Source organism: Micromonospora sp. CPCC 206061, assembly GCF_036906915.1.
GTDB lineage: Bacteria > Actinomycetota > Actinomycetes > Mycobacteriales > Micromonosporaceae > Phytohabitans.
Window position 1 is genome coordinate 1 of record NZ_JBAKHX010000167.1, and the last position, 5,502, is coordinate 5,502.

Annotated in this window: 5 protein-coding genes; all 5 read left to right on the forward strand. The window is 66.6% G+C overall.

Features of this window, described 5'->3' with window-relative positions; translation table 11 throughout:
- Window positions 1-730: 730 nt before the first annotated feature.
- Window positions 731-1,729 (forward strand): pectate lyase family protein, encoded by a 999-nt coding sequence (locus V6V89_RS40980; RefSeq protein WP_334625120.1) that lies wholly within the window; start codon window positions 731-733, stop codon window positions 1,727-1,729.
- Between the two features lie 12 nt (window positions 1,730-1,741).
- Window positions 1,742-3,301 (forward strand): pectate lyase family protein, encoded by a 1,560-nt coding sequence (locus tag V6V89_RS40985; RefSeq protein WP_334625121.1) that lies wholly within the window; start codon window positions 1,742-1,744, stop codon window positions 3,299-3,301.
- 894 nt (window positions 3,302-4,195) lie between these two features.
- Complete coding sequence (locus tag V6V89_RS40990; RefSeq protein WP_334625123.1) at window positions 4,196-4,330, forward strand: hypothetical protein; 135 nt, start codon at window positions 4,196-4,198, stop codon at window positions 4,328-4,330.
- Window positions 4,327-4,866, forward strand: coding sequence for a hypothetical protein (locus V6V89_RS40995; protein WP_334625124.1), 540 nt, complete (start codon window positions 4,327-4,329; stop codon window positions 4,864-4,866). Before V6V89_RS40990 ends, V6V89_RS40995 begins: the two co-directional genes overlap by 4 nt.
- 122 nt (window positions 4,867-4,988) lie before the next feature.
- A complete protein-coding gene (locus tag V6V89_RS41000; protein WP_334625125.1) occupies window positions 4,989-5,336 on the forward strand; it encodes a hypothetical protein in 348 nt (115 codons plus the stop codon).
- Window positions 5,337-5,502: the final 166 nt, after the last annotated feature.

A 5,502-nucleotide genomic window follows, 5' to 3' on the forward strand; every position in this document is an offset into this window, starting at 1 on the left:
GCACGTGGTTGGATCTGTTTTCCACGTGCGTTTGCCCTTGATCCATGCGGATCTCCTTGATCGTCGCCCGCCGCCCGCCGCCCGCCGCCCGCCGTCGCTTGTCAGCCCGCGCCCGCCGTCGGCGACTGGCTGTCGCCGTCCGCTTTGGGCTGCGGCCCGGCGGTGTGGCGGGCCGCACCTGGCTCCGGGTCCGCGCGTTCGTCCGGGCGGCGGGTTCGCGCGTGTTCGGGCGGCGGGTTTGCGCGTGTTCGGGCGGCGCGTTTGCGCGTTCGGGCGGCGTGTCCGTGTGGTGGTGGTCGGGCCGCCTTGGGTGGTGGTGGCGACGGAGCGCGGCGCCGGACTGCGGCGTCGGACTGCTGGGCGGCGTTGGCCGGCGGCGGTCCGCGCGTTTGTCCGGCGGCGCGTCTGCGTTTGTCCGGCGGCGCGTCTGCGTTTGTCCGGGCGGCGTGTCCGCATGGTGGAGGTCGGGCCGCCTTGGGACGGCGCCGGAGTGCGGCGCCCGGACTGCCGGCGCGGTCGCCGATCAAGGACATCCGCATCGATCAAGGGCAAACGCACGTGGATTTGAGATCCAACCACGTGCATTCGCCCTTGATCGACGGAGGAGGGGTCGCGCGGGGCATCGATTGACTTCTGTGTCCGGCAGTCCTAAGGTGGGGAAAGCGCTTTCCGGCGCGTCCGGGGGTCTGTCACCTCGACTGTGAACGCAGTTAGGAAGGGCAGGCCCCGTATGCTCAGAAGAAGTCTCGCCGCCGCTGTGCTGCTGACCGGTGCTCTGGTCAGCTGGCCCGACACCGCGCTCGCCGCCGACGGTCCGGTCGGCTTCGCTACCGTCAACGCGCTCGGCCAGAACGGCACCACCGGAGGCGCCGGCGGTCCCACCGTCACGGTCACGACGACCGCTCAGTTCCTCGACTACATCGCGCGCCCCGGCCCGTACGTCATCCAGGTCTCCGGCCGGATCACGCTGCCCACCGGCAGCACCGACGGCATGCACAACGTGACCTCGGACAAGACGATCGTCGGCCTCGGCTCGACCGCCGCGCTGGTCGGTGGCGGGCTGAACATCGGCCTGCCGGTGGACGACGACGTCACGACGCCGCCCGCCAATGCCGTGCACAACATCATCATCCGCAACCTGTCGATCACCGGTGCCACCGACGATCTCATCAACGTGCAGATGTTTTCGCACCACATCTGGATCGACCACAATGATCTGTCCAATGGGGACGACGGTGCGGTCGACATCAAGCGCGGCTCGGACTACGTGACAGTGTCGTGGAACCGGTTCCACGACCACGACAAGACCACGCTGGTCGGGCACGACGACGACAACGGCGCCCAAGACAGCGGCCGCCTGCGCGTGACGTACCACCACAACTTCTTCGACACGTCCGACCAGCGCAACCCGCGCGTGCGGTTCTCGTCGCTGGTGCACGTCTTCAACAACTACTACTACGACAACAGCTACGGCATCGCGTCCACAAACGAGTCTGGGCTGTTCGTCGAAGGCAACTACTTCTACAGCGTCAACAACCCGGGCCGGGTCGACTTCAGCGGGCCGCTGGGCCGGATGGTGCAGCGCGACAACATCCTCGTCGCCTGCAATCACGCCATCGAGACCCGCGGCACCGTGACCGATCCGCGCACCTACTACGCGTACACCGCCGGACCCGCGTCCACTGTCCCGACCGTCGTCCCCGCCGGCGCTGGCGTCGGGAAGATCTGAGGAGCCGCCACGATGACCCGTACACGTACCGCTCTCGTCGCCGGCCTTGCCGGAGCGTTGACCGCCGCGCTTACGGCGGCGCTCGTCGGCTTCGCAGGCGGCGCCCAGGCCGCGACCGCCTTCACGGACAACTTCGAAGACGGCGACAGCGCCGGCTGGACCGCCAGCGGTGGCACCTGGTCGGTCACCACCGATGCCTCGCGCGTGCTGCGCCAGTCCGGCACCAGCAGCGACGCCCGGTCTCGCGCCGGCAGCGCGAGCTGGACTGACTACACAGTCAGTGCCCGGGTACGGCCGACCGCGTTCAACGGCAGCAACCGGTTCGTCGCGCTGCTGGCCCGTGCCCAGTCGGCGACCAGCTATTACTACGTGGCCCTGCGCTCCAACAACACCGTCGAGCTGAAGAAGCTGGTCAACGGCTCCGCGAGCACGCTCGCGTCGACCAGCGTTACCGTGTCGGCCGGCACCACGTACACGCTCTCGTTGCAGGCGTCCGGCTCGATGCTGCGGAGCACGGTCAACGGGGGTTCGGCGCTGACCGCGACCGACACCGCCTACACAGCTGGCGGTATCGGGGCCGCGACGTACTACGCGTCGGCCGACTTCGACGACGTCGTGGTGGAAACGTCGACCACCACGCCCACGACGCCTGCCGTGACGACCCCGCCTCCTTCCAGCCCGCCGCCCGTACCCACTGGTGGGCCTATTGGCTTCGCGGGTGTCAACGCGCTCGGCCTCAACGGCACCACAGGGGGCGCCGGCGGCCGCACCGTCACCGCGACCAACGCCAGCGAGTTCCTGGAGTACATCGACAGCACCGAGACGCTGATCATCCGCGTGCAGGGCCAGATCAACATCACGAGCAAGCAGGGCGTCCGTCCAAACAAGACAATCATCGGAGTCGGTACCAGCGGCCACATCGACGGCGGCGGCCTGGACTTCTACCGTTCGTACAACGTGATCGTGCGGAACCTGTTCTTCACCAACGCCGAAGACGACGCGGTCAACGTCGGCCAGGAGTCGCACCACATCTGGATCGACCACAACACGTTCCGCGGCGCCGTCGACGGCTCGATCGACATCGTCCGGGGCGCCGACTATGTCACCGCCTCGTGGAACCACTTCGACCACTCCGACAAGAGCATGCTGATCAGCCACTCAGACGGCGCGTCGTCGACGGACGTCGGGCGCCTGAAGGTCACCATCCACCACAACTTCTTCGACAACAGTCGGCAACGGCACCCGCGCATCAGGTTCGGCGAACCGGTGCACGTGTTCAACAACTACTTCCTGAACAATGAGCTCTACGGTGTCGCCTCCGTGCAGCAGGCCGGCGCGCTCGTCGAAAACAACTACTTCGAGAACATGCCGTTCCCGTGCTTCTCCGCGAGCGGGTACGCCGACAGCGGCCCTGGCCGGCTGGTGCACCGCAACAACGCCTTCGTCAACTCCGGCACCTGCGAGGCGGCCGGCACGGTCGTCGAGCCGCGCACCTACTACAACTACACCGCCGACAGCGCATCGAGCGTGCCCTCCTCGGTACGCGCCGGCGCCGGCTACGGCAGGCTCTAGCCCGTCCCGTCCCACCCACCCATCTCCACCCATCTCCGCCGATCAAGGGCAAACGCACGTGGTTGGATCTCATTTCCACGTGGGTTTGCCCTTGATCGATGCGAATTTCCTTGATCGCGGAGGTGATCCCCGTGCTCGTCCGGCTCGCTCGCGGCGCCGACCGCGACTTCATCGCTGACATGCTCGTAGCGGCCGCGAACTGGCGGCCCGGACGCGGCTTGCCCCGATCGGAGCCAGAGCGGAGTATGACCGTCTCGTGCCGCAGCTTCTCGGCGCACCCACCGCCACCAAGGACGGCTGGAACGAGCAGGGCCAGCTTGGGCAGAAGGGCCGCTGACCTGGACTGGAGTGGTGAGAGCGGGCGACGGGAATCGAACCCGCACCGTCAGTTTGGAAGATCGTTTACGGCTGCGGTGATCTGTCCGTTGTGCCTGGTGGCGGCTGGTGTCGTGGTGTCCACTCGTGCCCGTTGGTGACCGTCTGGGACACCGGCTTCTGGCCCGTGGATGGCCCGTTCGATCTTGCGTGGCTGACCGCCGTTGTGTGGCTTACCGCCCCGGGCCGAAGGTCCGGGGCGGCTTTCCGTGGCGGCGGCTTTCCGCGCTCTGCTGGGCTGAGTGGCGGGATCTCCTCGGTCGGGCAGGCTCGCCCCTGCCTGAGGTTCTCCGGCCGGGTCAAGGCTCGCCGGAGGCGACCGCGAAGCGGCTTGGCCTTGGCGCGGCCGGGGGTTCTCGGGCAGCCGTCTCGGTGCACGACCGAGGAGATCCCGCCGGGTGACCGTCCCTCGTGGATCTCCGAGGAAGGGCCGGGGTCCGGGGCAGCGCCCCGCCACCATCCAATCAGGAGGGGTAGGATGCTCACCGCTATTCGCGGTTTCCGGCCGAGGAGGAATGCATGGCCGACCAGAAGAACCCTGAACCTAAGAAGGCTGACTCGTCGCCGAAGAAGACGAAGCCGGCTCCGCCCGATCCGGACTGGCTCGATCCGAAGACGCTGACTGGAGGCGGCGGGCCGAACCGAGAACTATGAGTGATCCGTCTTCGGTGGGCAATTCCATTGAGGAGTCCACTGAACAAGGATCGACCTACGCGGCCTTCATCGCGGAGGAGCTTCAGGCTGAGCGTGACCGGTGGCAGCGCATCGACGCGCGAGGGAGTTCGATTCTTACGTCGTCAGGTGCGGTCGTGACCCTGCTTGCCGCGCTGAGCGCGATCGTGCTCCGCGACAACAAGACCAACCTGCCCGAGTCGTCTGGCATCCTGCTGGTAGTCGCTGTAGCGGCATTTGGTATAGCGGCCCTCTTTGCATTATTTTCTACATATCCGCGTCGGTACCTGGCCGCGACAACGGACGACCTGACCAAGATGCGTCGGGACCGTTGGGAGGATGACGAAGTCAACGCACGTAACTACGTCGCCTATATGAAGATACAGGCCATTGTCTCTTTGCGGAGGTCCAACAACGTCCGCGCAGCGTGGCTGGTCGCAGGATTAGGCGCTCAGGTTACAGCGCTTGCGGCTCTGATCTGGGCTATTGGATCGGTTGTAACTGATGCGGTCTACTGATACCCCGTTCGCGCGAGCCGGGTCGGCGTGAGCGTGCAACTGGCTGGTCCGCGCGGCTCGTCCTGATGGCGGATCGACCGGTGGCACTATCGTCGGGATGATTACCACGCCGATTCAAATCCATGAAGGGCAGGCGCGCATGGCTGACGAACGCAGATGATGTCGAGAAGCGTTACAGGGTGGACCGCTTCGTGACGGCGGTTCGCTGGATGTTTGGCGAGACCGCAGCGGCGGGTGGAATTGTTGTTGCCCTGGTGCTCATCGTGAGCGTTCTCGGGAACCTGGCCCTTGGGAGGTCGGCAACAGTCGATTTTCAGTTAGTCGTGCTCGTGGCCGGGTGGGTAACCGCAGCAGTCATGGGCTTCACAGGTGGTGATCGGGTCGTGCAGACAGAGCAGCGGTGGCTTCGAACGGCTCAGGAAGCAAGGCGAAGCCGCGAAGCGCATACGCGTATGCGGGCTGACGAGTGAACGTCCAAAACGCAGGGCGGCGCGCCGCGGGCGCCCGAGGACGGCCGTCAGGCCGCCCGCAGGGCGATCTGCGAGCGCGCACGGTGCGCCGCGCTTGCGCGGCGTGTCGTCGCTCACGTAATTCCCCGGGGCTGGGCTCAAGTAATTCCCCAGGGTGTGGCCCTCG